Origin of the sequence: Paraburkholderia phosphatilytica, assembly GCF_003443895.1 — a bacterium.
Classification (GTDB): Bacteria; Pseudomonadota; Gammaproteobacteria; order Burkholderiales; family Burkholderiaceae; genus Paraburkholderia; species Paraburkholderia phosphatilytica.
Genome location: NZ_QQOA01000102.1, coordinates 1 through 1,394, shown reverse-complemented (window position 1 = coordinate 1,394; position 1,394 = coordinate 1). Strand labels below are relative to the sequence as shown.

General features: G+C 66.2%; 1 protein-coding gene. It reads left to right on the top strand.

The features are described 5' to 3' along the window. Nucleotides 1–1,394, top strand: a 1,394-nt coding sequence (locus DVS29_RS36735) for an efflux RND transporter permease subunit (protein ID WP_164708094.1), incomplete at both ends; no start/stop codon positions are given.

The window sequence follows — 1,394 nt, the reverse complement described above, 5'->3', positions numbered from 1 at the left end:
GACGGCACGATCACGCCGCCGCAGCTGACGCCGGCAATCGTCGCGCAGATCCGGAAATCGGCAACCGATGGCGGCTATATCGGCACGCTCGTCTCGCACGGCGAGGACAGCGCGATGATCACGGCCGAACTGAACGAGCGCGACAGCGCAGGCATGGTGCTCGACTACGTCGCGTTCAACCGCCTGCTCGACAAGCAGATCCGCAAGCCGTTCGAAGACGCCGGCTACGAGATCCAGATCATCGGCTTCGCAAAGCAGATCGGCGATATCGCCGACGGCGCGACGGCGGTGCTCGGCTTCTGCGGCGTGGCACTGCTGCTCACGGCGCTGGCCGTGTACTGGTACAGCCACTCGGTGCGCTTCACGGTGCTGCCGATCGTCTGCTCGCTGACCTCGCTCGTCTGGCAGTTCGGCACGCTCAGGCTGCTCGGCTTCGGGCTCGATCCGCTCGCCGTGCTGGTGCCGTTTCTCGTGTTCGCGATCGGCGTGTCGCACGGCGTGCAGCAGGTCAACTACATCGTGCGCGAGCTGTCGCACGGGCACAGCTCGCTCGAAGCGGCACGCCGCAGCTTCAGCGGCCTGCTGATACCCGGCACGCTCGCGCTGATCACCGCGTTCGTGTCGTTCGTCACGCTGCTGCTGATTCCGATTCCGATGGTGCGCGAACTCGCGATCACGGCGTCGCTCGGCGTCGGCTACAAGATCGTCACGAACCTGATCATGCTGCCGGTCGCTGCGTCGTGCTTCCATTTCACCCGGGCCTACGCCGACCGCGCGCTCGACAAGCGCGAGCGTCGCTCGGCGTGGCTGCGCAAGCTCGCGCGCGTGGCCGAGCCGCGCAATGCGTATGCGGTGCTGGCGGTGACCGCGGTGGTGTTCGTGCTCGCGGCGTGGCAGAGCCGCGACCGCGTGATCGGCACGCTGCAGCCGGGCGCGCCCGAACTGCGTGCCGACGCGCGCTTCAACCGCGACGCCGTTTCGATCGCGAACAACTACGACATTGGACTCGACTGGCTGACTGTGGTGTTCGAAGCCAAGGGCGCCGCGTGCGACAACCCGGCGGTCGGGGTGTTCGAAGACGACTTCGCGTCGACGATGCAGCGCGAGCCAGGCGTGGTGTCGGTGCAGTCGTATCCGGCGATGCTGCGTACGTACAACGAGGGCTACAACGAAGGCAACCCGAAGATGAACGTGGTGCCGATCGACTCGGGCAACTACGGCGGACTGTCGGCGGAGATCGGCCGCGTGAAGGGCTACATGAACAAGGACTGCAGCATGACCGCGGTGCACCTGTTCCTGACGGACCACAAGGCGACCACGCTCAACCGCATTCTCGACGACGTGAAGCAGTATCGCGCGTCGCACCATCTGGAGGGCGTCACGATCCGGCTCGC